Annotated in this window: 18 protein-coding genes and 1 riboswitch; of the genes, 6 read left to right on the forward strand and 12 right to left on the reverse strand. The window is 72.0% G+C overall.

From position 1 onward, the window contains the following. Window positions 1-256: 256 nt before the first annotated feature. The 4 genes from OYE22_RS14105 to OYE22_RS14120 form a co-directional block, all read right to left on the reverse strand. Window positions 257-544 (reverse strand): hypothetical protein, encoded by a 288-nt coding sequence (locus OYE22_RS14105; protein WP_277320731.1) that lies wholly within the window; start codon window positions 542-544, stop codon window positions 257-259. A gap of 262 nt (window positions 545-806) precedes the next feature. Next, entirely contained in the window at window positions 807-2024 is a 1218-nt protein-coding gene (locus tag OYE22_RS14110; protein WP_277320732.1) for a helix-turn-helix transcriptional regulator, read from the reverse strand. A 245-nt stretch (window positions 2025-2269) separates the two neighbouring features. After that, complete coding sequence (locus OYE22_RS14115) at window positions 2270-3502, reverse strand: helix-turn-helix transcriptional regulator (RefSeq protein ID WP_277320733.1); 1233 nt, start codon at window positions 3500-3502, stop codon at window positions 2270-2272. A gap of 146 nt (window positions 3503-3648) precedes the next feature. Beyond that, window positions 3649-4875, reverse strand: coding sequence for a helix-turn-helix transcriptional regulator (locus OYE22_RS14120; protein WP_277320734.1), 1227 nt, complete (start codon window positions 4873-4875; stop codon window positions 3649-3651). Between the two features lie 226 nt (window positions 4876-5101). On the opposite strand from OYE22_RS14120, the gene OYE22_RS14125 reads away from it, so the two are divergent. Then, window positions 5102-5683: an HD domain-containing protein gene (locus OYE22_RS14125; RefSeq protein ID WP_277320735.1), complete on the forward strand. Its 582-nt coding sequence runs from the start codon at window positions 5102-5104 to the stop codon at window positions 5681-5683. Window positions 5684-5813: 130 nt separating this feature from the next. On the opposite strand, the gene OYE22_RS14130 is transcribed toward OYE22_RS14125, so the two are convergent. Together OYE22_RS14130 and OYE22_RS14135 are read right to left on the reverse strand one after the other, a co-directional pair. Then, window positions 5814-6122 (reverse strand): ABC transporter ATPase, encoded by a 309-nt coding sequence (locus OYE22_RS14130; protein ID WP_277320736.1) that lies wholly within the window; start codon window positions 6120-6122, stop codon window positions 5814-5816. Window positions 6123-6385: 263 nt separating this feature from the next. Beyond that, the gene (locus tag OYE22_RS14135) at window positions 6386-7840 is read right to left on the reverse strand and encodes an FAD/NAD(P)-binding protein (protein WP_277320737.1); all 1455 of its coding nucleotides are present in this window, start codon (window positions 7838-7840) and stop codon (window positions 6386-6388) included. A 254-nt stretch (window positions 7841-8094) separates the two neighbouring features. Between OYE22_RS14135 and OYE22_RS14140 the strand changes: the two genes are divergently transcribed. Continuing rightward, window positions 8095-9234, forward strand: a complete 1140-nt coding sequence (locus OYE22_RS14140; RefSeq protein ID WP_277320738.1) for a helix-turn-helix transcriptional regulator — start codon at window positions 8095-8097, stop codon at window positions 9232-9234. A 145-nt stretch (window positions 9235-9379) separates the two neighbouring features. Here the strand turns inward: OYE22_RS14140 and OYE22_RS14145 are convergent, their stop codons facing one another. Continuing rightward, a complete protein-coding gene (locus OYE22_RS14145; RefSeq protein WP_277320739.1) occupies window positions 9380-9832 on the reverse strand; it encodes a DUF6010 family protein in 453 nt (150 codons plus the stop codon). 266 nt (window positions 9833-10098) lie between these two features. Between OYE22_RS14145 and OYE22_RS14150 the strand changes: the two genes are divergently transcribed. Then, entirely contained in the window at window positions 10099-11049 is a 951-nt protein-coding gene (locus tag OYE22_RS14150; RefSeq protein WP_277320740.1) for a helix-turn-helix domain-containing protein, read from the forward strand. A gap of 136 nt (window positions 11050-11185) precedes the next feature. Here the strand turns inward: OYE22_RS14150 and OYE22_RS14155 are convergent, their stop codons facing one another. After that, window positions 11186-11710, reverse strand: a complete 525-nt coding sequence (locus OYE22_RS14155; protein WP_277320741.1) for a ricin-type beta-trefoil lectin domain protein — start codon at window positions 11708-11710, stop codon at window positions 11186-11188. A gap of 310 nt (window positions 11711-12020) precedes the next feature. On the opposite strand from OYE22_RS14155, the gene OYE22_RS14160 reads away from it, so the two are divergent. From OYE22_RS14160 to OYE22_RS14170, 3 genes are read left to right on the forward strand one after another with little or no spacing between them, the layout of a single operon-like run. Further along, the gene (locus OYE22_RS14160; RefSeq protein ID WP_277320742.1) at window positions 12021-13547 is read left to right on the forward strand and encodes an ATP-binding protein; all 1527 of its coding nucleotides are present in this window, start codon (window positions 12021-12023) and stop codon (window positions 13545-13547) included. Then, entirely contained in the window at window positions 13544-14638 is a 1095-nt protein-coding gene (locus tag OYE22_RS14165) for a PD-(D/E)XK motif protein (RefSeq protein ID WP_277320743.1), read from the forward strand. Before OYE22_RS14160 ends, OYE22_RS14165 begins: the two co-directional genes overlap by 4 nt. A gap of 1 nt (window position 14639) precedes the next feature. Further along, a complete protein-coding gene (locus OYE22_RS14170; protein WP_277320744.1) occupies window positions 14640-17606 on the forward strand; it encodes a Z1 domain-containing protein in 2967 nt (988 codons plus the stop codon). 43 nt (window positions 17607-17649) lie between these two features. Here OYE22_RS14170 and OYE22_RS14175 read toward each other — a convergent pair whose 3' ends face one another. The 4 genes from OYE22_RS14175 to OYE22_RS14190 form a co-directional block, all read right to left on the reverse strand. Continuing rightward, complete coding sequence (locus OYE22_RS14175) at window positions 17650-18279, reverse strand: response regulator transcription factor (protein ID WP_277320745.1); 630 nt, start codon at window positions 18277-18279, stop codon at window positions 17650-17652. Between the two features lie 778 nt (window positions 18280-19057). Beyond that, window positions 19058-20023 (reverse strand): aldo/keto reductase, encoded by a 966-nt coding sequence (locus OYE22_RS14180; RefSeq protein ID WP_277320746.1) that lies wholly within the window; start codon window positions 20021-20023, stop codon window positions 19058-19060. Between the two features lie 165 nt (window positions 20024-20188). Continuing rightward, window positions 20189-21310: a M23 family metallopeptidase gene (locus OYE22_RS14185; RefSeq protein WP_277320747.1), complete on the reverse strand. Its 1122-nt coding sequence runs from the start codon at window positions 21308-21310 to the stop codon at window positions 20189-20191. An 11-nt stretch (window positions 21311-21321) separates the two neighbouring features. Then, a riboswitch (cyclic di-AMP (ydaO/yuaA leader) is annotated at window positions 21322-21490 on the reverse strand. 146 nt (window positions 21491-21636) lie between these two features. Further along, on the reverse strand, window positions 21637-22806 hold the full coding sequence (locus OYE22_RS14190; RefSeq protein WP_277320748.1) for a PP2C family protein-serine/threonine phosphatase: 1170 nt from the start codon (window positions 22804-22806) through the stop codon (window positions 21637-21639). Window positions 22807-22994: the final 188 nt, after the last annotated feature.

Genomic DNA, 22994 nt, shown 5'->3' on the forward strand with positions numbered 1-22994 from the left:
CCGCTACCCGCCGTGAGCAGAGTGACGTACCGGCCCAACCGCTCCCAGTACGCGAACCCACCCCGCTCCCCCGGCGGCAACAACCAATACACCCACCCCGCCCGCCCATCCACGATGGCCGCACAGTTCTCCGTACCATCCAGAATCGGAAACGCGGCCGACGCCACAGCCGTCGAGACCCGCACCACATCCCACTCACAGCCCGCCGGCAACACCACCACATCCCCACCCACCGGCGGAGCCCAACCCAACTTGATCACGGCCGACCCCCCGTCCTCGGCCGCACCACCGCGAACACGTCCGCGAGCAACTCAGCGCTGGTGATCAACCGGTCGGACGCAGGCGCGACCCGCCACCACACCGTGTGATCACGCGCCATCCCGGGGACGAAGAGGTAACTGTCGTCATCCCCGGCGAGGGTGACCTCAGGATGATCGCGCAGGTGCCACACAGCCACCGCGTCCGGCTCGACGAGCCAGGTAAGCCGCTCCTCCACATCCTCCTGAATCACCGCCCCACCCGCCTCACCGAGCGCCGTCAGCACCCGGTTACCCAGATGCAACGACAACGTCAGGCTGTGCCACCCCAACTCCCCCACCCGCGTCCACCGAACACCACCACCAGGCGGAATCCAGTCGTGGGGTGGGGGCGGGGGCGATACGTCTAGCACGGCGCTTCCTCCAGCAGTGAGTGGGTCATCGCTCAATGACCATCACGCTATGCACTCACGCCACTACCGAACAGCTTCTGCGGCGCCCACTTCCCGAGGTCGGCGGACGCGAACTAGGACACCGTGTCCCACCTCGCTAGAGGGTCGGATCGACACCAAGGCGCGCTGCCAGTGCGCGTAGACGTCCGTTGCGGCGTCGCTCCCTCTCCAGCATTTCTCGCACCGTGACAGCCGCGTGCACCTGATGTGCGATCCACTCAGGCTGAGCCTTCTCGACGGAGAGCAACGTCTCCAAGGCGCCTTCCAGGTCGCCAACCTGATACTGCGCCTGTGCTACGTCCAGCCGATGGGAGGCGGCATGCACCGGGCGGGAGATAGCCTTGGGGGAGACTCGACTAGCCCGCGTGAGCGCCTCCCTCGGCCGACTCGTAGAGCCCGCCAGCGCCACATTGACCATCTGGGTGCGGACATCGTGGACGCCAAAAGCGGTTCCGTAAGCGCGCACGGCCCCTGAACGAGTGGCTGCGGCCTCAGCGACGTTCAGCAGTTCGTCCGCCTCGTCACTCCTGTTCAAGCGGGCCAGCGGAGTCGCCGCAGCCAAGAGGAGGTTGCCGTAGACGGCGAACTGACGCTTGGTGCCCTTGCGGAACGATGGTTCCAGTGCCGCTGCCTTACGTTCGGCGACGGCATGGGCCTGGTCCCAACGACCCTGCCGAAGTAACACCCACGACAGCGTGGACACGCCCATTCCCTCTATGAGTGGGTCGCTGGCGCGTTGGGCAGCACTCAACTGATGCGTCACCGCCTCAAACGCCCAATCCGTATGACCAGCCTGCGTGGCCAGCGACGCCGCCAACTGGTACACCAAGGCGAGCTGCCCCCAGACCTCTTCCGCCGACCGCCCGGTCACCTCGCGGGCAACAGCCTTGCCTTCCCTGATCAACAAGGGCAGATCGTCCGTGAGGTCGCCATACCGGCCCTGCCAGTAGGCCGTGACCGCTTCCCGGACGGACAGCATCCAGGCGGTTGCGGTGCGCGGCTCCGCTACGCCCTCTTCCGGCAGCACGCCGGTCAGGTCACTGACGTCCTGGATCGCGTCACGCAGGGCGAGCAATCCGCCGCTTTCGGACTGCTGGCGCATCACGGCGGGTTGCCCGACGAGCCGTTCAAGTTCGGTGTCCAGTGCGCTCGCGAGTGCCCGCAGTGTGGATAACTGGGCCGACTGCCGCTGGCCTTGTTCCAGTTTCCGCACAGTCGCTACGGCTACGTTGGCTCTCGCCGATAGCTCTTCTTGGGTGAGATTACGGAACTCGCGTAGTCGCCGGATTCGTTGGCCGATGCTCTGACTCGTCATGGCGCACCTCTGGGAGAAGGTCTCCCGAGCACGGTACCGCCGCCGCCCGACAGCGAGACGCACCCGGCATCGCCCCCTGTTCGCCAGGACGCCCCCGGGAGCGCTCAATGCGCATGCCCTTTGACGGGTTCACCGTCACGTGACTCCGTCACCGTTTTCACCGCGTCACGATCACGCGACTGACCGTGCAGCGGTAGCGAAGCGACCGAAAGAAGACAACGGGTCGCTTGTGGTTCCGGCTGTGCCTATGCCAGCACGCCCACGTGCTCGGCGATCCGGTGCAGCTCAGCGCGCATTTGCGGGCGCGAGCGCTTCAGCAGGGTCTGCAGCGTTCCCTGCACGAGCGGGAAGTACTTGATCTCTTCGGGGGACAGTTCCATGATCTGGCGCAACGTCCACAGGGCCCCGAAGTCGTCGCCGCTGAGCCGGTGCGCGTGCATGACCTCGACCTGGTAGCGAGTGGTGCGTTCCAGCGGGAGGACGCCGCCCGGATCGGGTACCTCGACGTCGTCTGCCAGCCGAAGCGCCTCGCTGACGTCCCCCTCCTCGGTTGCCAGGTGTACTCCGTGCATCCGCACGTTGGTCGGGCCGAAGCTCGTGTGGAAGTCGTTCCGGTCGGCGCCCAGTCGGGAAGCCACCGAGTCCGCCGACCGGAGCAGATCCCAGGCGGTGGGTGCCTTACTGTCACGGACAGCGGCGATCACGGCGGCGAGATGCAAGGCTCCGTACGCCGACAGGTGCTCGGGGGTGGCGTCATCACCGGGGCGGCAGTGCGCGATGGTCTGACGGGCGAGTTCGAGCGACTCGGCCACCTCACCGCTGGAGGTGAGGATGCCGCAGACGTTCCACGCGGCGGCGGCGATCAGGGTGCGGTCGCCCGTTTCGTCCGCGATCTGCATCGCACGGTCAGCCGCGCGCAGCGACAGCTTGCGCTCGCCGACCCGGCGCAGGAACACCTGATGCAGGTGCAGCAGTGACACCAGCGCCCGAGTCGCCAACAGGTCGTCATCGCCGCTCGTCTGCCGGAGCGTGGCGTACGCCTCGGCGAGCAGTCCGGGCAGCATGTCGCCGACCGGACCGTAGCGCTCGGTCTGGGTCTCGTAGATGTCCCACGCCTCCACGACGCGCTCGGTCAACTGCCGCGCGGTGAGGGCGTCGCCGGGCAGCCCGAGCCCGAGCAGTGAGGGTGGCGTGTTGAGCCCCTGTCGGATCGAGGGCACGGACGGGTGTTCAGGGCCGTTCCGCAGGCTCACGTCGAGGGTGGGCCCGACCAGGTCGCCCACGTTGTCGAGGCCCAGCTCGCGGGCGATCCGGGTCAGCATGCTCAGTGAGTCGATCTGATGCACACCCCGCTCGACCTTGCTCAGCCAGTCCTCAGAACGGGATACCAACCCGGCGACAGCGGCCTGGGTACGCCCCGCCTTGGTGCGGTAATACGCGATCCGCTCCCCGGTGGTCATGCCAGATGGATTGATCATGTCTTCCCCTTGATGGGTGCGAACACTCAATATCCAGCGTACGGGGGAGCGTTGACGCCGTCCGGTTCATTCCGGGTGCCTCCGCACTGGTGGGGCCGACGGGGCGAGAGGCCAGGACTGAGTCGGCTGAGGCTCCAGGTCCGGCCTCACGCCCCAGCCCACCGCGCGAACGCCGCCAACTCCTCGTCCCGGGAACGGTCGAGGCGTACCAACGTGCCGGACACGGACCTGACCGTGGGGTGGAAGCGGGTGTGGTTGGGGCTGATCGTGCGTGCGCGGCGTAGCGAGGCGAAGGAGCGGGCGCGGTCGCCCTCGGAGAGCTGGGCCGAGGCCACGTCGATGTGGTGGTGGCTCGCGCGCTCGGCGGCGATGGCGCGCGAGGGTTGCCACTCGTCACGGCCCCGTTCACCGCCCCACTCCGCGAGTCGGGCGAGCGCCTGTTCCGTGTCGCCCCCGTCGATCAGTGCCGCGATCTCGTGGATGCGTACGTTCGTCGGCCCGAAGCTCATCTCGTAGTGGTCCGAGTCGCGTTCGCCCATGAACAGCGCCACGGCGTGCGCGTCGGCGAGACGCTCCGCAGACCGCTCCGGACGGCCGTCACGGGCCTCCACCACCGCCAGTTTGAGGAGAATGGCCCCTTGCACGGCGAGTTGCTGGTCGGACAGCGATTCCTCAGGCGCCAGCCGCGAGACCTCGGCCTCCAACCCCTCCAGCACGCGCCGCGCGGAGGGAAAGCTGCCGACCCTCAGCATCGCTCCGGCCTTCAGGTACGCGGCCGTGACCTGCATCAACGGGTCGGCCGACCGGTCGGCCGCCCACTGCACGCGCTCGATCGCCGTCATGCTCAGATCGTGGTAGCCCAGCTTGTGAGCCAGCGAGTTGGAAGCCCGGTAGCAGCGGGCCAGCCACCAGTACGCCCGCTGTTGTTCCGCTCCGCGCGCGCTGAGCGCGACGTGCGTCAGCTCGGTCAGCAACCCCGGCAGCAGCGGCCCCATGGGAACGTACCGGCCGTCCTGACGCATCCGGGCCACATCCCCCGCCTCAGCGGCGAGTTCGGCCAGGGGGCGCGGTGCGCTCGGCAGCGCGTCCGGGTTGTCGCACGTGATCATGATGCGGCGCAGGTCCGGGATGACGGCCTGGATCTGTTCGTCTGCCTCCGCGCCGTTGAGGTACGGCTGCCCGGTGATCCGCTCGGGCCCCACCGCCAGCGCGCTAGCCAACTGGGCGATGACGCCTGGTGGGACGGTGCGGGTGCCACGCTCGTACTTCTCCATGCTGGAGACGGAGACGTTGACCCGCGTGGCCAGTTGTCGTACGGAGAGCTTGCGAACCTTGCGGAGCTCGGTGATGTTCTGCCCGATGTGCCTCGTCATGATGCTCCCAGCGTGCTCGGCGACGCGGCCAGCGTACGGCGGACGGGGTTGGCCGAAGTCGGTCTTCCCTGAAGACTGGGGCGCCAGGCGTCTTCGTGCCGCACCGCGTACCTGGCCCGTTCGCGAACCGTGCCGGCCGGCCGAGAACTTTCGGCGCGCGGGCGCCGGGAGCTGGAGAGCATTCGGTATGCGATCCGCCTCGCTGAGGCGTGAGAGGAGTCCGACGGTGTCCGAAGACCTGTCCGCGGTCGCGCGTTTCCTGTACGAGGCGGGGACGCTGAAGCAGACCAAGCGCACCGGCTGGTGGATGGCTGGCGTCCGCGACCCCGAGTCGGTGGCTGAGCACTCCTGGCGCACCGCCCTGCTCGCGACGGTCATCGCCACGCTCGAAGGTGCCGACCCGGCGCGGGCCGCTTTCCTCGCGGTCTGGCACGACTCGCAGGAGACCCGCACCGGGGACGTCAACTACCTGGGGAAGAAGTACGCCCCGCAGGCGGACCCGCGTGCCGTCACGGACGACCAGGTCGCTGGCATGCCTGAGGTCCTGGCCACCGCTGTGCGCGACATCGTCGCCGAGTACGAGGCCAAGGAATCCCCGGAGGCCATCTGCGCACGGGACGCCGACAAACTGGAGTGCCTGATCCAGGGCGTCGAGTACAAGGCACAGGGTTACGAGAACGCCCAGCGTTGGATCGACAACAGTCGCGGCCGGCTCACCACCGACACAGCCAGAGAACTCGCCGACGCGGTCCTGGCGACCGGCTCCCTGGACTGGCTACGCGCGGCCCTCGGCGAAGAGCAACCCTGAACCCGAGATGGGCCGCTGCCTGGCCGTGTTCGGCCCGAACGACAGTCGCTGCCACTCCCGCTCCCAGTAGCCCAGGGCCGCGCGCCCCTCTCGCACGCTCCCCACACCGCACGCCCGCCGCCCGTGGCGGCTACTCGGCGCCGGTGGCCGCGCAGGCCAGGGCCACCTCGGCCCACGTCCATGCCTGGTCCTGCGCGTCGGCGGCGTGCCAGGACCCCTCCTGTCGCCGCGCCGCGTCGAGTGTCCGCTCCGCCGCCTGGACGGCGAGCGGGGACGGGGCGGCGGCGACGGCCGTGCACGCCTGTGCCACCAGCGCCCACAGCCGGGCCCGCGCCCGGGCCATGTCGCGGCCCGTGCCCGACGTCTCGCCGTCCACCTTCACCGCCCACTCGTGGGCGCGGCGCGCCGCCTCCGCCGCTTCCGTGGAAAGGTCGTCCATGTCAGCCCTCCTGGTCCCGGCCCCCACCTCGCGCGAGACGCCGTCCCGGCATCGAACCCGAACTGTCCAACACCCCTGACCCTAACCAGGCTTGGCTGGTTCGACTGCTCGGCCGCTGATCTGGTGCCAGCCGGGACGGCGGGCGTGCCCCGGCGACGCGCCCAGCCACCCAACTCCCCAGCCAGTCAACCAGCCTGATCAGCCAGGCCAGACAGGGTCAGGCAGGCCACGCACATGGCTGCCCGCAGGCCCGTGGCCGGCGCTCACCGTTCCCCAAGCACCCCCGCCACCCGCGCGGCCTGCGCCGCGACGCCCGCGATGCTCGACGTGAGGAACGGGCCGCCGCCGGCCAGGTCGCCGACCACGTGGAGGCGGGGGTCGGTGGGGACCAGGCCGCCCGCCGGGTGGGGGGTGGCCAGGCCGGCGTGGGTGAGGGAGTGGGCCAGGTCGCGGGCCCCGGCTGGGACGGCCTGCGGGGCCGCGTTCACGGCGTTGACCAGGGCACTCGCCGTACGCTCGCCGGCGGCGTCGCGTATGCGGAACCGCCCGTTCACCGGCTCCACGGCGCGCACGCCGGAAGAGATGGTGAGTTGCCCGGAGTCCAGGAGCCGCAGCAGGACGGACGCGTTCACCGGCACCATGGGCGAGACGACGCTCGCGGCCGTGCGCAGGTGGCGCCGCAACCAGGCGCGGTCGGGCTCGCGCAGCAGGCGCCAGGCGTACGGGCCGACGGAGTGGGCCGTCTCCTGCAACACGCGGCGCCCGATCCGGGCGTCGCCGACCTCGGCGAGCTGCTGCCGCAGGCGGGCCACCGGGTCGTCCGTACGCGTGGCGCGGAGGTGGGCCGCGAGGGCGTCGAAGTCCTCGCCGGCCTCCGCCATCTCCGCGCGCAACAGTCCGGCGAGGTCGGTGAGCGCGAGCTGCCCCCGCGTGTCGCGCAGCTCCGCCACCCGTTCCACGGTCACGTGGGTGGGCCGGCGGCCGGTCGGGCGCTGCCAGACGTACGGGAGCACGCCGCCGCGCGACAGGAGCGAGATCCGGCCCTGGTAGCCGCGCGCGGCCAGCGCCACGACGACGTCGACGGCGGTCAGGCCGCTGCCGAGGACCGTCACGTCGTCGCTCGCGGCGACGGCGTCGAGCGAGTCGGCGAGCGGGTACGGGTCGGCCGTGAAGCCCGGCGCGCCGGCGAGCCCGTACGGGTCGGGGGGCGTGCCCCCGCCCACGCACAGCGCCACGCGGTCCGCCGCGTACTCCAGCCCGTCGTCCGTGCGCAGCACCAGCCGCGCGCCGGTGTTGACGACGACCTCGCGCACCCGCGCCCGTACGACACGTACCGGGTGGCCCTGTTCGTCGAGCGCGGCCACGGCCTTCTCGGCGGAGTGGACCAGGTACTCGCCGTAGAGCGCCCGTGGGACGAGGGGTTGGCCGAGGAGCGGATCGAGGTGGTCGGCGACGCGCTGGCCGAGCCAGGCCGCGAAGTGGTCGCGGTCCTCGGCGCGGACCGACATGAGCGCGGGTGGCGTGTTGACCAGCACGGCCGCCAGGTCCGGGCCGTACGGGCGGCCCCGCCACAGGTGCGGGGACGGTTCGAAGACGGTGATGGTGTCGACGCGGCCCACGGCGGCGTCCGTGACGCCCGTGGCGTGGGTCGGGTGGGTGGCCAGCGTGTCCAGCAGTCCGACGGCCGCCGCGCCTCCCCCGACGATGGCGATGTCCATGGTCTTCCCCTCCGAGCGGTCGGTGTTCGTGCGTCACCGACCCTGCCGGCCCGGCGCGGCCGGCCCCATCCCCCGTCTCCGGGGGTTCGGCGGACGCCGCCCCCCTCAGATGAGGGGTTCTGTTCGGTGGGGTGACGAGGCAGGCTGAGGGGCGTGGACCAGGCGCGACGCGGGGCCGCGACAGGCGCCAGGCGACGGGCGACAAGTAGCGAGCAGCGGGCAGCGGGCGGCCGAAGACAGGCGAGGGGGTCCGCGTGAACGATCACCACCGGCACCACCAGTCGGTGCTGGCCGCCGCCGACGAGGCGACCGACGCGCTGGAACTCTTCGGCCGCGTCTCGGCCCGGCTGCGCCGCCTGGTGCCGTTCGACTCGGCCGTGTGGACGGCGGCCGACCCGGACACCGGCCTGATCACCGCCCCGATGCTGGTGGAGAACCTGGGCCAGGGCGAGGGCTGTGCCGCCTACTGGCGCAGCGAACTCCTGGAGGAGAACGTCCTCCCGTTCCGCGAGCTGGCGCGCGCCGCCGTGCCGGCGGCCGGGTTGCGCGCGGCCACCGGCGACCTGCCCGCGCGCAGCTCCCGGTTCCGGCGGCTGCTGCGGGACCAGGGCATGCACGACGAGTTGCGCGCGGTGTTCCAGATCGGCGAGCGGCCCTGGGGGCTGCTGAGCCTGTTCCGTACGGCCGATTCCTTCGAGCCTCGGGAGACCGCGCTGCTCGCCGGCCTGTCGCTGCCGTTGGCCGAGCGGCTGCGGACGTTCGCCCGGCCGACCGTGACCGCGCGTGGCACCGACTCGCCGGCGCCCGGTCTGATCCTCTTCGACGAGAACGGCGAGGCCACCTCGGTCAACGACGAGGCGCGACACCACCTCGCCCGGTTGCCGAACGGGCCCTCGTTCCCCACGGCGTTGGGGCTTGAGCTGCCCATCTGGGTGATCGGCGCGGCGCTCCAGGCGCGCGCCGTCAGCGACGGGCACGACCGAGGCGGCGCCCGCGTGCGCATCAGGACCACCGAGGGCCGCTGGCTGACCTGCCACGCCTCCTCCCTCACCGGCGCCGGCGGCGGGCCGGGCCCGGTGGCCCTGGTCATCGAGCCGGCGACCCCCGCCGACCTGGCGGTGCTGGTCGCCGAGGCGTACGGGCTCACTCCTCGCGAGCTGGAGATCACCCAGCTCACCGCGCGCGGGCTGACCACGGCCGAGATCGCCACGACGCTGTTCATCTCGCCGCACACCGTGCGCGACCATCTCAAGGCGGTGTTCGCCAAGACCGGCGTCGCCAGCCGGGGCGCGCTGGTCGCCCGCCTGTTCACCGACCACTACTGGCCCGCGATGCCCGAGTCGTCGGAGGTCCGCCGCCCGGGGCAACCGTCCGTCTGGGCCCGCGCCGTCTGACCTGGGCGGTACGCCGCCACCCGCGCTGGGGCCGGTACGCCGCCACCCACGCCCGTGGGCGGTACGCCGTCACCCGCGCCCGCCGGTCCGGGCGGGCCGCCGTCATCCGCGCTCGCCGGCCTGGGCGGAGCGCGAGCGGCGGCCCTCACTCCCCGGAGCGGGCGCCTGCGGCAACGGTGAGGTGCGCGTGGTCCGTTGTCCGGTCGGGCCGGAACCGGCGGCGGACCAGCGCGATCAGGGAAGGCCCGCCACGGAAGCACCACAGGGCGATGACCGGATCGCAGATGGCACATGCCAGAGAGGCGTCGTGGTAGAAGGGCAGGATCGGGTTGCCCTTGAGGTGGTGGGCCACGTCCCAGGCCGTGTGGAGCAGCCAGCCGACGCCGACGAAGGCCCAGGAGTTCAGGCCACGGTAGGCAACGTAGGCCACGAGGGCGACGAACGGGAACTCCCACGGGCCGAAGCCACCCCCGCTCAGATAGGCGGCGCCGGCCCCGCCCACCATGATCGCGTTGAAGTGGCGTCGGTGCGGTTCCTTGATCAGGGACATCAGCAGGCAGTAGACGATGCCGACGATCACTGGTGACACAAGGCTCATGAGGGCGTGACTTCTTCCTCCTGGGGCGGGCCGAACCGCCGCGTACGAGCTGTCGCGGCGCGTGCACCGGCGTCATCGCCGTGCGCGGTCCCGGGTGGGCGGGTTTCGAAGTCAACCGGCTCCCCGGGTGGTCTCCCAGTGGCACGAGTGACAGGTTTCAACGGGATAGTGCCAACGCCTTTCCACCGCCTGTGAACCGCGATGACATGGGCCTTCGCAGTGAGCGGACCAGGTGCGTCACGTGGGTGGGGAGGTAGGTTCCGGCCATGCATACGGTTGCCGTGCTCGCGTTGGACCAGGTGATCCCGTTCGACCTGTCCACCCCGATCGAGGTGTTCTCGCGGGCCCGCCTGCCCGACGGGCGGCCCGGCTACCAGGTACGGGTGTGCGCCGAGCGCGACGAGGTCGACGCCGGAGCCTTCACCCTGCGTGCCCCCTGGGGCCTGGAGGGTCTTCGGGACGCGGACACGATCATCGTGCCGGGCGTCGCCGACATCGCCGCCTCGCTCCCTCCCGCCGTGCGCGACGCGCTGCGGTCGGCCGCCGCCGACGGCACCCGGATCGCCTCCATCTGCGTGGGCACCTTCCCCCTGGCCGCCACCGGGCTCCTCGACGGGCTGCGCGTGACGACCCACTGGCGCGCGGCCGGCCTGCTGGCCGCCGCCCACCCGGACCTCGACGTCGACCCGGACGTCCTCTACGTCGACAACGGCCAGTTGCTCACCTCGGCCGGCGCCGCCGCAGGCGCGGACCTGTGCCTGCACATGATCCGCCGCGACTACGGCTCGGCCGTCGCCGCCAATGCCGCCCGCCTGTCCGTCATGCCCCTCGAACGGGAGGGCGGGCAGGCGCAGTTCATCGTCTACGACCACGCGCCCACACCGCAGGGCTCCGAGCTGGAGGCGCTGCTCACCTGGCTACGGGAGAACCTGGCCCGCGACCTCACCCTCGCCGACATCGCCGAGCGGGCCGGTACCAGCACCCGCACCCTGATCCGGCGCTTTCGCGAACAGACCGGCACCACGCCGCTCCAGTGGCTGCACCGGGCCCGCGTCCGCCAGGCACAGCACCTGCTGGAAACCACGGAGCACTCCGTGGAACGCATCGGCGGCCAGGTCGGGTTCGGCTCACCCACCGCCTTCCGTGACCGCTTCAAGCGCACCACCGGCGTCAGCCCGCAGACCTACCGGCGCACGTTCGGTTCAACGGCCACCTGAGACGGCCTCGTGGACTCCGACGACGGCCCACGTCACCGACGTCACCGACGTCACCGACGTATCCGACGCCCCCGACGTCACCGAGCCCCGCACCCGCCCCACCCACCGGCGGGACGGGCGGGGCCGCGTCAGGGGGTCACAGCGAGGTCAGGCTGATCTGCTCGCCCTGAACCGTCCAACGGTGCTGCGGGTCGGAGGAGGCGCACGACTCCACGTTGACGATGCGGGTCCGGGGGAAGTCGGTGGCCAGACACATGCCGGGGTGCGCGGACTGGGAGATCAACTCGCCGCTGACCGTCCACCGCTGCTTGCTCGAACCGGAGTCACACGACTCGACGTTGACCACCCGGGTACGCGGATAGTCGCTGGACAGGCACATGCCCCAGTGCGCGGAGAGCCGGATTAACTCGCCGCTTCTGCTCCAGCGGTGCTGTGCGTCCGAAGGGTTGCACGACTCCACGTTGACGATGCGGGATCTCGGATAGTCGTGCGCCAGGCAGGTGGTGCCGGCGGCAGCCGACACCGGATCGGCGGGCGCCGTGGTTCGTACGACGTTCGTGGGCGCGGCGGGCGCGGTCGCCGCCACGGCGGTCGACGGCAGCGCCAGGGACGCGAGGGCGAGGAGCACGGGCACGGGCAGCTTGCGGAACGCATGGGTCATGACGGGAGTCCTTCGGGTAGGCCGATCCGCGAAAACCGTGGGCGCGGTGCGCGCCCGGCCAACGGACCGGGTCAGTGAGGGCGTTGAGAACGTCCCCCGTCGTCCACGCCGTATGCGTCGCGGTCCGATACGTCGGACACGCCACTGCCCTGGGTGAAGAGAACAGACTTCCGCCGACTCCTCCCTGTTCGGCACTCCGCACGGGTACGATCTCCCTCGATCCCAGGAACCCTCCGGCGCGCGTTTCACCCCCCACCGCCTCCGTCGGGGCGGGAAACGTTGCGAGCAGTGTTTCTGAGGCAGGTAGGCCATGAGCGACTGGCATTTCGAGGTTCCCACCACCGGCAGCAAGCGGCTTCCGCCGGACCCGCGCTTCATCGACGCGTTGAGCAGTCAGGGATACGGGTTCGAGGTCGCGTTGGCCGACCTGATCGACAACTCGATCGACGCCGGCGCGAAGGACGTCGTGATCCACGTGCTGCGCAACGGTGACGAGTTGGTCAGCCTGCTCGTCGTGGACGACGGGCGCGGCATGGACGAGGAGGCGCTCGACGTCGCCATGACGGTCGGCGGGCGGCGCGAGTACGGCGAGAAGTCGCTCGGCATCTTCGGTACGGGCCTGAAGTCGGCCTCGCTCAGCCACGCCGAGTCGGTGACGGTCATCAGCAAGACCAAGCGCAGCCGCGCGGTGGGCCGGCGGTGGGTGACCGCGCAGGCCAAGGAGAGCTTCCAGTGCGACATCGTGGAGTCCGGCTACGCGCAGGACCTCATGGACCGCTACTACGACCGGCCCATCACCTGGCAGGGCACCATCGTGCGGTGGGACGGCGTGCGGGACTTCCCCAAGCACGGCGGGGGCGGCCAGACGGACCGCTACCTGACCCGCATGATCCCCAAGCTCGGCCTGCACCTCGGGCTGTACCTGCACCGGTTCCTGGCCCGCGACGACTTCAACATCACCATCGCCGTCGAGGACGTTCAGACGCGCACCGTCTACATGGACTTCGGCGTGGAGCCCCTCGACCCGTTCGGCTACCCGGTCACCGGCGCCGCCGGCTTCCCCAAGGTGTTCACCGCCCACGTCGAGGGCGCCGGCGCCGTACCGCTGACCGGGCACGTGTGGACGCCGAAGTCGAACCTGGACGAGTACCGCGCGGTCGGCACCGTCCTGGACAAGCAGGGTTTCTACTTCTACCGCAACGACCGGCTCGTGCAGGCCGGCGGCTGGAACGGGTTCCGGCAGCCCGAGCCGCACCTCGCGCTGGCCCGGGTCGCGGTCGAACTGCCGGGGGACGGCGGCGACGCGTTCCGGCTGACCGTGAAGAAGGCCGGCGTGGAGGCGTCGCCCGCGTTCGCGGCGGCCCTGGGCGAGGCGACGGACGCGGAGGGTTACGCGTTCAAGGAGTACCTGGACGCGGCCGAGGCCACCTACCGCGAGGCGCGCAAGCGGGCCGGCGTGGACCGCAAGCCGGTCATCGCGCCGGGCAAGGGCATGGCGGCCGAGGTCAAGCGGACCGTCGAGGAGGAGCTGCCGCTCATCCCCGGCGAGGAGCCGGTGGCGCTGCGCTGGGAGAAGCTGGGCAGCGACGTGTTCTTCGCGATCGACCGCGAGGAGCGGGCGATCCTGCTGAACAAGACGTACCGGCCCGCGCTGCTCGGCGGCCGGCGCGGCGGGCTCAACGACGCGCCCATGGTCAAGTCCCTGCTCTACCTGCTGCTGCACCAGGTCTTCGAGAAGGAGTACAGCGGCTCGCGGGAGAAGGACAACCTCCAGCTCTGGCAGTCCATCCTGCTCTCCGCCGCGCGCACCGAGCTGGACCGCATGGACGAGCAGTGACGAGCGGGCCGCCACCGCCCGGCACCCCGCACGTCGAGTGGCCCACGGTCGCCGGTTACGTGGACGACGGCACACCGACCGTCATCCCGCTGGCGGGCGAGCCGCGCATCGAGTTCTTCGTGGACGCGTACGGGGCGCGCACCGGGCTGCGCATCGCGCTGGAGCCGAATGACCGGGTGCCGCTGTCGAGCCTGACGGCGGTGGTGGTCCGGCCGGTGGCGGCCCAGGGGCGGCGCATGCTGGAGATCGCCACGGCGGAGCGGGCGCTGTTCCGCGACTTCCACGACCTGCTCCAGGGCGTGGCCGAGCGGGTGCGGCGGGCGGGGCACAGCCCGGCCCGCGCGTTCACCGAGACGCTGGCCTCGTGGACCGAGCTGCTCGCGCGCAACCGGGGCATCAGCGAGGAGAAGCGCGTCGGGCTGCTGGGCGAGCTGCACGCGCTGGAGTGGTTCGCGCACCACTTCGGCTGGCCGGTGGCGGTCGCGTCCTGGCGCGGCCCCGCGAGCGAGGAGCACGACTTCGGGCTGCCCGGCTACGACGTCGAGGTCAAGAGCACGGCCAGCGAGCGCCGGCTGCACACCGTGCGGGGCACCACGCAGCTCGTGCCGACCGGCGACCGGCCGCTGTGGCTGCTCTCCCTCCAGTTCACCCGGGGCGGCTCGGCCGGCCACACGCTGGCCGAGCGGGTGCGTTCCGTACGGGACCAGGTCGCCGAGCACGCGCCGGACCTCGGGCCACGGCTGACGGAGATGCTGGCCCGGTGCGAGTGGCTGGGCCCGCTGGCGGCGGCGCCCGACCCGGAGCGGTGGTCGCTGCGCAGCGCGCCGCTGGTCGTGAGCGCCGCCGACGAGCGGGTGCCGAGGCTCGGCCCCGAGGCGCTGGCCGCGCTGTCCGGCGAGGCCAGGCAGCGGATCGTGGCCCTCACCTACGGCGTGGACCTGACCGGCCTGCCGGGCGCGGCCGACGCGCCCGAGGCGCTGCGACTGCCCGCCGCCGACGGGCCCCCGCTCGCCGGTCCGCCCACCAGTCCGCCACCGGCGGGCGTCCCCCCGCTGGCCACCGCCTCTCCCCGTACCACCCGGAGCGCCTGACATGAGCGACGACCCCACCCTGCGGCTGCACACCATCGTCCTCGCCGCGCTACGCCAGGCCGGGCCTCAGCCGCTGGCGCGCGGGCTGGGCTACTGGGCGCAGGGCGTGGAGCCGGCGCCGGACACCACCGAGGAGGGGTTCCGGGACCGGCTGCTCGGCGGGTACGCGGGCCACCCGCTGGTGGAGCTGTGGCGGCGGGCGGTCACCGCGTGGGACTTCGCCGGGGCACCGGCGTGGTCCACGTTCCCGCCGTGCACGGACGCGCGCCGGGCGGACATCTACGCGCTGCTCGCGCTGGACGAGCGGACCCGCAAGGTGCTGACCGAGCTGGTCCCGGTGGCCGTGGCCGACGCGCCGACCGTCATCAGCACCGAGTTCACCCCCTGGTACACGCCGGCCGCGCAGCAGAGCCGCAACTGGTACTGGCCGGCGTACGAGCGGGTGTTGGAGCGCAAGGGGTGGCCCGCGGAGGCGCTGGCGGCCCTGGACGAGGCCACCGACCGGGTGGTGGAGCGGTTGGCGGACCCGGCCACCGGCACCGTCTACCAGTCCAAGGGGCTGGTCGTGGGGCACGTGCAGTCGGGCAAGACGGCGAACTTCACCGGCGTCATCGCCAAGGCCATCGACTCCGGCTACCGGCTGGTGATCGTCCTCGCCGGCACCCTGAACCTGCTGCGCCAACAGACCCAGCGGCGGCTGGACATGGAGCTGGTCGGCCGCGAGAACATCCTGCGCGGCGGCGACGAGACCGAGTCGGACTACGCGGACGACCCGGAGTGGCACCGGGGCGGGTTCCTCACTCACGGCGGGCTCCCGTCGGTGCTCGGCGCCTTCGACATCATGCGGATGACCACGCGCGACAACGACTACCGGCGACTCCTCCAGGGCATCACGGCGCTGGAGTTCGAGAAGCAGGAGCCCGCGCTGCCGCTGTACGACCCGCGGAACCTGCACCGCAGCGCGGCCCGGCTGATGGTGGTGAAGAAGAACAAGACGGTATTGACGAAGCTTCTCAAGGACCTGAAAAAGATCCGCACGCCGCTCGCCGAGATCCCCGTCCTCATCATCGACGACGAATCCGACCAGGCGTCCGTCAACACCTCCGACCCTCGGAAACTCCGCGAGGGCAAGGCCGAACGCACCGCCATCAACGGCCTGGTCTCCAGCCTGTTGGCGCAGTTGCCACGGGCGCAGTACGTGGGGTACACCGCGACCCCGTTCGCCAATGTCTTCATCGACCCCGGCGACACGGCCGACATCTTCCCGAAGGACTTCATCGTCTCGCTGCCGGCACCCCCGGACTACATGGGCATTCGGGCCTTCCACGACCTCGATTCCGGAATTCCGTGGTCGGAGCGCACGTACGCCAATTCGCAGGGCAAGGCGCACGTGCGCGATATCCCGCCGACCTCGGGCGAGGCGGACGGCGCCTCGCTCCAGCAGGCCATGGACGCGTTCGTGCTCTCCGCGGCCATCAAGCTCTACCGGGAGCGACACGACCCGCGCGACGTGTCGTACCCGCACCACACGATGCTCGTGCACGAGTCGGTGCGCACCGCCGACCACCGGGCGCTGGCCGAACGGCTGACCGCGATGTGGCATTCCGCCGGCTATCTGGGCCCGGTCGGGCACGCCCGGTTGCGCGCCCTGTTCGAGACCGACTTCGCGCCCGTCTCCGCCGCCCGCCACGCCGGATACGCGACGCCGGCCAGCTTCGCCGAGGTGGCCGAGCACATCGGCGCGGCCTACATCCGCATCGGCGGCGACGAGAACCCCGTACTCGTGGTGAACAGCGACAAGGACATCGAGCAGGGCACCGCCGACTTCGACAAGCGGTCCCTGTGGAAGATCCTGGTCGGCGGCGCGAAGCTGTCCCGTGGCTTCACCGTCGAGGGCCTGACGATCTCCTACTACCGGCGCACCACGACGCAGGCCGACACGCTGATGCAGATGGGCCGCTGGTTCGGCTTCCGCAAGGGCTACCGGGACCTGGTGCGGCTGTACATCAGCCGTGGCGAGGCGTACGGCAAGAAGGAGATCGACCTGTACGACGCGTTCGAGGCGGTCTGCCGGGACGAGGAGAGCTTCCGCGCCGAACTGGACCGGTACGCGCCGCTGATCGACGGGAAGCCGCAGGTCACGCCGGCGCAGGTGCCGCCGCTCGTGGCGCAGCACCTGCCGTGGCTCAAGCCCACGAGCGCCAACAAGATGTACAACGCCGAACTCATCGAGATCCGCTCCCCCGGCACCTGGATCGAGCCGTCGGCCTACGCGGGCCAGCCCGCGTCCGTACGCCGCAACGCCGAGCGCTGGCAGCCGCTGCTGGCCGAACTCGGCGGCGACGACGTGCCGTTCACCAACCCACCGGACAGCTCCAGCGCGCTGGTGCGCCGCTTCCCGGCCCGTACGACGATGGTCGAGCACGGCAGGCTGGTGGGCGTCCTGGAGAGCCTGGAGTGGGACCGGCCCCACCTGTTCCAGCCGCACCTGACCTACCTCAAGCAGTTGGACGGCAGGCTCGCGCGGGTGGACGACTGGCTGCTGGTCGCCCCGCAGTTGGTGGCCAGGGACCGGTTGCAGGCCACCATCATCGACTCGCCGCCGCTGTCCCTGGCCCAGCGCAGCAAGGCCCCGTTCCGCGACTCGTTCAGCCGCGTCACCGGCTTCGAGCACCGGGTGGCGGCCGAGCGGCTGATCGCCGACGCGGGTCGGGCCGGGTCGCTGGTGAGCCCGTCGCAGGGGGTGGCGCTGCTCTACCCGGTCCTCGACATCACCGGCGACCGCCCCGTACACGACGCCATCACCGACGGCGTGGCCGACGCCTCCCGCGTGATCATGGCGTTCGCGCTGCTGCCGCCGCGCAGCGCCATCGACACCAAGCGGCGCCTGGTGCACTTCCGCGCGAAGATCTCCGCGCTGCGGGACGCGCCCATCGTGGACGTCCACGGCGCACCGGCCGACCGCTGACGCGAACGCCCCCCGGTCCGCCCGGGCGGACCACCCGCCCGGGCTACTTCATCGCGGTGGGGCGCGCGTTCCTGTCGTACGCGTGGAAGACGGCGGCCAGTTGGGCGCGGCTGCGGCAGCCCAGCTTGCGCAGCACGTTGGAGACGTGGAACTTCACGGTGCTCAGCTCGACGCTCAGCCGGTCGGCGATCTCGGGGTTGGACAGGCCCTCGGCGACGAGCACCGCGACGTCCTCCTCGCGGCCGGTGAGCCGGCCGGCGGTGGGCGGCTGCGGGGCCGGCGGGCGCTGGGCCGCGCCGGGGCCGGCGAGCACGCAGGGCACCAGTTCCGGGGAGATCCAGCCCCGGCCGCTGAGCACCTCGCGCACCGCGGCGACGTAGCCGTGGTCGGGGTCGTCGCGGCTCACGACGCCGGCCACCGACTGCCGCGACGGCGAGCGCCAGAACGGGTCGCTCACGCCGTTGACCAGCGCGATCACCCGCGTCCCGATGCGGGCGAAGGAGGGTTCGGCGGCGAGGGCGCGAGATTCCACGACGGCCACGTCCACGGCGGGCGCGAGCCGGCCGCGCTGGGTCTTGGTCCAGGAGGCGACACCCCAGCCGGGCGCTGTCAGCGCGTCACCCACGCGCCGGTGCAACGAGGGAGAACTGATGACGAGAACAATGCGACCCATGGCTTCCCCTTGCCTGGATTCAGGTCGACGGCCGCGCCGCCGATGCGCCTGAACAGGGCAACCAAACCGACAGAAACGCCCGGCGAGCGCATACTTTTCGTAGTCGAACGCTTCCGGGAAGTCAGCGTGAATAGCCGCTCGACGTTGGTCAGACGTCGATCAGCGCCGGCCATCGGCAGCCCCATCGAGTAGCCGGAACTTAGCACATCCGGTTGACGAGACTTAGTGCGCGTGCACAATCCCCCGCTGTAGTCGGTGAGTAGCGGATGCGTAATCGCGGGCAATGACGCGTAATACTTCACGCCCCGGCGGGGGTTTCCGCCCGCGCCCGGGCCGCGTTCGGCGGCGGGTAATGCCCAGGCAATGGCGGAGTTATGGATGGGCGTCGCGACCCCTTCCACGGTGCCCGGTTCGGCGCTTTCTCTTTGCCCGAAAAATGCCCGGAGTTGAGAACCGGGGCGGCCGTTTTCCCCTCCGCGTCCGCGGGGTTGGGCGCGCGCGGCGTCGCCGCCACCCGTCCGGGCAGGTAGGCGAGCCCGCTGGCGCCCGGCCGGCCCGACGGGCGCCACCGGGTGCGCGCGGAGGTCGGGCTGACCGAACGGGAGCCGGCCGTCCGGCAGTTGAGGCCCGGCCCGCGCGGCGCCCGCCAGGAGATCCCGCTCGGCGCCCGCCGACGAGATCCCGTCCAACGCCCGCCGAGGTCCCGTTCGGCGCCCGCTCGCTCGGCGCAAGCGACGAGATCCGGCGCGGGGGCCCGGCGGCGCCGGCGGCTACCGGCTCAGGTCGACGCCTCGGTCAGCGCGGCGATCTCCGCGGCCGTGAGTTCCAGGTCCGCCACGGCCAGCAGCGGCGGCAGTTGCTCCAGCGTGCGGGCGCTGGCGATCGGGGCCACCACCGTGGGCTGCGCGGCCAGCCAGGCCAGGGCCACCGTCGCGATCTCGACGCCGCCGTGCGCCGCGGCCACCTCGTCGAGGGCGGCGAGCACTCGCGGCCCCCGCTCGCTGTCCAGGTACCGCTGGACCGACTCGGCGCGCACCGAGCCCTCCGGCGTGCTGCCGGGCCGGTACTTGCCGGTGAGGAAGCCGGCCGCCAGCGCGAAGTACGGGACCGTCGCCAGGCCCCGCTCGGCCGCGACGCGGGACAGGTCGCCCTCGTAGGTGTCCCGCGAGACCAGGTTGTAGTGCGGCTGGAGCGCCACGTACCGCGCCAGGCCCTCCCGCTCGGAGGCGTCCAGGGCCTCGGTGAGCCGGGCGGCCGTGATGTTGGAGGCCGCGATCTGGCGGACCTTGCCCTCCCGGACCAGGCCGTCCAGAGTGGTGAGGAAGTCCTCGACCGGCAGCGACTCGTCGTCGTAGTGCGTGTAGTACAGGTCGATGTGGTCGGTGCGCAGGCGGCGCAGGGAGGCCTCCACGTCAGCCCTGATCACCTCGGCGCGCAGCCCGCGCCGCTCCGGCGAGCCGCCGCCCACCTTGGTCGCGATGACCACGTCGTCCCGCCTGCCGCGCGCGGCGAGCCAGTTGCCGATGATGGTCTCCGACTCACCGCCCGAGTTGCCCGGCACCCAGGCCGAGTAGACGTCGGCGGTGTCGACGAAGTTGCCGCCGGCCCCCGTGTAGGCGTCCAGGATGGCGAAGGACTGCGCCTCGTCGGCGCCCCACCCGAAGACGTTGCCCCCCAGCGAGAGGGGGAAGACCTCGACGTCACCGATCCGGCGCGTCCGCGTGCTCTGTGCGTTCTCGACCATGTGCAGAGCCAACGGCCCGGCCCGGGGCGCTATTCCGCGCGTGCCACGTACGGCGGGAGCGCGCCGGGGAGCGCGCCCCCGGCGTGCGGGCGGACGGAGGGTCGTGCGGAGGGGGCGGGCCGTGCGGGGGGCAGGCGGGCGCGGGACCCGGGCCCGCCGCTCTCGTTACGGCTGGAGGCCGTGCTCCCGCAGCCACGCCATCGGGTCGACCGGCGCGCCGCCGCTCGGGCGCACTTCGAGGTGCAGGTGCGCGCCGGTCACGTTGCCGGTCGCGCCCACCCGGCCGATGACGTCACCGGTGGAGACCTCGCCCGAGGTCTGCGTCATGGACGACAGGTGGCAGTACCAGACCTCGGTGCCGTCGGGGAGCGTCAGCACGATGCGGTAGCCGTACGAACCCGCCCAGCCGGCCTGCGTGATGGTCCCGCCGTGCACCGCCTTGACCGGCGTGCCGGTCGGGGCGGCGAAGTCGAGGCCGGTGTGGTTCGCCGACCACATGTCGCCGGCCTGGCCGAACGTGGAGGTCACCGTGTACGAGCTGAGCGGCATCGCGTAGCTCGCGGCCAGCTTCGCGCGGCGCTCGGCCTCGGCCTTACGCCGGGCCTCCTCCTCCGCCTCGCGCTTGGCCTCCGCCTCCGCGGCCCGCTGCTTCTCGACCTCGGCGGCCTTCTTGCGGGCCGCCTCGTCCGCGGCCTTGCGCGCCGCCGCCCGCTCGGCGGCCTCGCGCTCGGCCTCGTCGGCGGCGCTCTGCTGGGTCTCGGCCTGCTGGAGGATGCGGGCGCGCAGCACCTCGCCCGCGTTGGTCGTGCCGTTCGCGGACTCCTCGGCCGTCAGGCCGGCCTGACTGAGCGGGGCCTGGCCGGCGGCCCGCGGCGCGGCCTCGTACCGCTGGTCACCGCTCCCGCCGTCGGATATGAGGGACCCGACGCCGGGAAGCTCGTCGACGTCGGGCAGGGAGTGCGTGACCTCGTCGGCGACGTGGCCGAGGTCGGGCATCGATATCGGGGCCTTGGGGCGGTCCTTGGCGCTCGCCATGCCGCCGGCGCCGACCGCCGCGATGACGCCCACGCCGAGCACGGCGCCGCCACGGGCCATCGTGGTGCCGCGCTGTTTGACCACGCGGTGCCGGCCACGGACCGGGGCGACGGATTCGGCGGTGGGGTTCCACTCCTCCCAGGGGCCCTCGCGGAGGTCGTCCCGGGGCTCCCCCCAGGGAGGCCCGGCGAGGTCGTCGACCCCGTCGTGCGCGGGTGAAGCCTGGTCGAGGGCAGACCTGTTGGACGCCACGGAGGCGTGCTCCTTTCCTTCCTTCTCGCCTACCGGGTTAGCTGACGGGTTCGGAGCAGGAAGGTCTCCTACGGGTCGCGCACGATCCGATTCACCCCAAGGGTTGGTTCCCCGGTTCCCTCGCCGCGGCACCGCCCTGATCTGCGATGACGCGCCTACGGGATTCGGCGACGGCGCACGGTGCCGCCTCTGGCGACGGCTGTGACGACCGCGCTGCGTTATCGAACGTTAATAGAGGGCCGGGTGTGATTCCAAGCCGTTCCGGGGAATAAGGGCCCCGCTTTGACGAGGTGCCAGCACATCGTCAGCACAGTGGTCAAGATCGGCTACCCAGCGCGTTCGTCGGCCGCCCGCTGGCCGCGTCGGACGGCCACCATGCCGGGCGCGCCGGCCCGGCGCAGCGCGAGCAGTGCCATGTCGTCGGCGCGCTGGCCCTCGGTGTGCCGCATGACGTCGGCGATCAGCGCGTCCAGGAGGGCGTCCGGGCTGGCGAAGCGACGGCCGCTCAGCCGCCGCGCCGGCTCGTAGAACCGCCCGCTCGCGTCGCGCGCCTCCGTCACCCCGTCCGTCAACAGCAGCAGCGCCGCCCCGGCCGGGAACGGCAGCTCCTCCACGGTGTCCCGCCAGGCCGCCACGTCCCGCATGCCGAGCGGCAGGGCGTTGGCCTCGGGGCTCAGCTCACGCACCTGGCCCGTGGGGAGCAGCAACAGGGGCGGCGGGTGGCCCCGGTTGATCAGCCGCAGCCCGCCGCTCCCGTCGCCGATCTCGGCCAGCACGGCGGTGGTGAACCCCTCGAACTGGTCGAGGCCCACCCGCCGATCACCCTCCCGGTCGAGCGCACGCTCCAGCCGGTCGGCCAGCCCCTCCAGGGTGCGCTCCTGCTCCGCGGCCTCCCGGAAGGCCCCGATCACCACGGCCACGGCCTCCACGGCCTCAAGCCCCTTGCCCCGTACGTCGCCGATGATGGCCCGCACGCCGTGCGGCGACTCCTGCACGGCGAACAGGTCGCCGCCGATCCGCGCGTCGGTCTGCGCCGCGACGTACCGCGCGGCGATCCGCAGCGAACCGATGCGGCTCGGGGGCGTGGGCAGCACGGCGCGCTGCGCGGCCTCGGCGACGACGCGTACGGTCGCGAGTTGGCGGAAGTTGCGCCGCACCACCCGGTTGATCGCCAGCGCCAGCAGCGCGACGGTGCACACGGTGACGACCTCGGTCACCGACAGGGCCTGGTCGTCGCCGCTGTGGAAGGTCGCGAGCAGCACCGACGCCACGGCGGCCGTGGCGGCCACCGCGGCCGTGCCGCGCAGCGAGAACAGCGGCGCGGCGACCAGGGAGGCGGCGGACAGGAAGGGCGAGGCGGTGTAGTGCATCGGCATCAGGAGGTCGAAGACCACGCCGCCGACCAGCAGGAACGCGGGCAGCCAGCGGGCGACGCTCCGGGCCCACGCGGCTCGCGGCGACTCCGCGCCCGCACCGGCCCACCCAGGACTCCCCACGCGTTCGCTCCCGCTCTCGGCTGGCCCGCACCCGGCACAGCGCCCCGCCAGGTGCGTCCGTCCCAGCCTGGGGCTCGCGCGCCGGGCGAGCGACCCGGAGGCGGCCAAGCGGGCGTACGCGCGCCCGCCGTAGGGCGGGCGGCTGGGCCGGGGGCGGGTGGCCGGTCTTCTGGCTTGACGGCTGGGCC

Source organism: Streptomyces sp. 71268, assembly GCF_029392895.1.
GTDB lineage: Bacteria > Actinomycetota > Actinomycetes > Streptomycetales > Streptomycetaceae > Streptomyces.